Source organism: Lysinibacillus xylanilyticus (assembly GCF_001708185.1).
GTDB classification, from domain to species: domain Bacteria; phylum Bacillota; class Bacilli; order Bacillales_A; family Planococcaceae; genus Lysinibacillus; species Lysinibacillus xylanilyticus_A.
In genome coordinates this window covers 1-1371 of record NZ_MDDN01000044.1, presented here as the reverse complement: position 1 = coordinate 1371, position 1371 = coordinate 1, and the positions used below count along the sequence as shown (strand labels likewise).

At 47.7% G+C, this 1371-nt stretch carries 9 tRNA genes and 2 rRNA genes; all 11 read left to right on the top strand.

Annotated elements, in window-relative coordinates:
* Positions 1-195 precede the first annotated feature (195 nt).
* Positions 196-311: ribosomal RNA gene (rrf, locus tag BFJ97_RS23290) — 5S ribosomal RNA — on the top strand.
* 10 nt (positions 312-321) lie between these two features.
* Positions 322-397 (top strand) — tRNA-Val (locus BFJ97_RS23285).
* Positions 398-400: 3 nt separating this feature from the next.
* Positions 401-476 (top strand) — tRNA-Thr (locus tag BFJ97_RS23280).
* A gap of 7 nt (positions 477-483) precedes the next feature.
* A tRNA-Lys gene (locus BFJ97_RS23275) sits at positions 484-559 on the top strand.
* 20 nt (positions 560-579) lie between these two features.
* Positions 580-664: transfer RNA gene (locus BFJ97_RS23270), tRNA-Leu, on the top strand.
* A 46-nt stretch (positions 665-710) separates the two neighbouring features.
* A tRNA-Gly gene (locus tag BFJ97_RS23265) sits at positions 711-785 on the top strand.
* Between the two features lie 5 nt (positions 786-790).
* A tRNA-Leu gene (locus BFJ97_RS23260) sits at positions 791-879 on the top strand.
* A 17-nt stretch (positions 880-896) separates the two neighbouring features.
* Positions 897-973: transfer RNA gene (locus tag BFJ97_RS23255), tRNA-Arg, on the top strand.
* A gap of 10 nt (positions 974-983) precedes the next feature.
* Positions 984-1060, top strand: a tRNA-Pro gene (locus BFJ97_RS23250).
* Positions 1061-1076: 16 nt separating this feature from the next.
* Positions 1077-1152 (top strand) — tRNA-Ala (locus BFJ97_RS23245).
* A gap of 145 nt (positions 1153-1297) precedes the next feature.
* Positions 1298-1371: ribosomal RNA gene (locus tag BFJ97_RS23240) — 16S ribosomal RNA — on the top strand; the annotation flags it as partial.

Below are 1371 nucleotides of genomic sequence, written 5' to 3'. Positions count from 1 at the left end.
CGATGAGGTAGATAGGTTCGAGGTGGAAGTGTGGTGACACATGGAGCTGACGAATACTAATCGATCGAGGACTTAACCAAAATGTTTGAAACATTCAATGCACGTTTATCCAGTTTTGAAAGAACAAGAAAGTTTTTTAAAAAAAGCTTGCAATTATAACAAAATGTGTTATAATAAATCTTGTCTTTAAAATAGTCTAGTGATGATGGCAAAGAGGTCACACCCGTTCCCATACCGAACACGGAAGTTAAGCTCTTTAGCGCCGATGGTAGTTGGGGGCTTCCCCCTGTGAGAGTAGGACGTCGCTAGGCATTATACCCAGGAGGATTAGCTCAGCTGGGAGAGCACCTGCCTTACAAGCAGGGGGTCGGCGGTTCGAGCCCGTCATCCTCCACCATTTGCCGGTGTAGCTCAGTTGGTAGAGCAACTGACTTGTAATCAGTAGGTCGTGGGTTCGACTCCTATCGCCGGCACCATAGTTTTGAGCCATTAGCTCAGTTGGTAGAGCATCTGACTTTTAATCAGAGGGTCGAAGGTTCGAGTCCTTCATGGCTCACCATTTAATTGCCAACAAAATATGCGGGTGTGGCGGAATTGGCAGACGCACTAGACTTAGGATCTAGCGCCGCAAGGCGTGGGGGTTCGACTCCCTTCACCCGCACCATTTTTAAGAATTTCATATTGCCAGGATAAATAAATCTTATGCACATGCGGAAGTAGTTCAGTGGTAGAACACCACCTTGCCAAGGTGGGGGTCGCGAGTTCGAACCTCGTCTTCCGCTCCAAATGTGCCGGGGTGGCGGAACTGGCAGACGCACAGGACTTAAAATCCTGCGGTAGGTGACTACCGTGCCGGTTCGATTCCGGCCCTCGGCACCATTTTATTTTTATAATTAGCGCCCGTAGCTCAATTGGATAGAGCGTCTGACTACGGATCAGAAGGTTGTGGGTTCGACTCCTGCCGGGCGCGCCAATAAAACAAACGGAATGTAGCTCAGCTTGGTAGAGCACTTGGTTTGGGACCAAGGGGTCGTAGGTTCGAATCCTGTCATTCCGACCATTTTTTCTTAAATTTTGGGGCCTTAGCTCAGCTGGGAGAGCGCCTGCCTTGCACGCAGGAGGTCAGCGGTTCGATCCCGCTAGGCTCCACCAATTAAAATAAATGAACCTTGAAAACTGAACAAGCAAAACGTAATCAATAAAGTTTTTAGTAGCTAACCTTGAGTTAGTGAACGAAACAAAATTTTGGACATCAAACATGATGCCAGCAAAACAATTTGAGCTAATCAAATTTCTTTTTATGGAGAGTTTGATCCTGGCTCAGGACGAACGCTGGCGGCGTGCCTAATACATGCAAGTCGAGCGGACAGA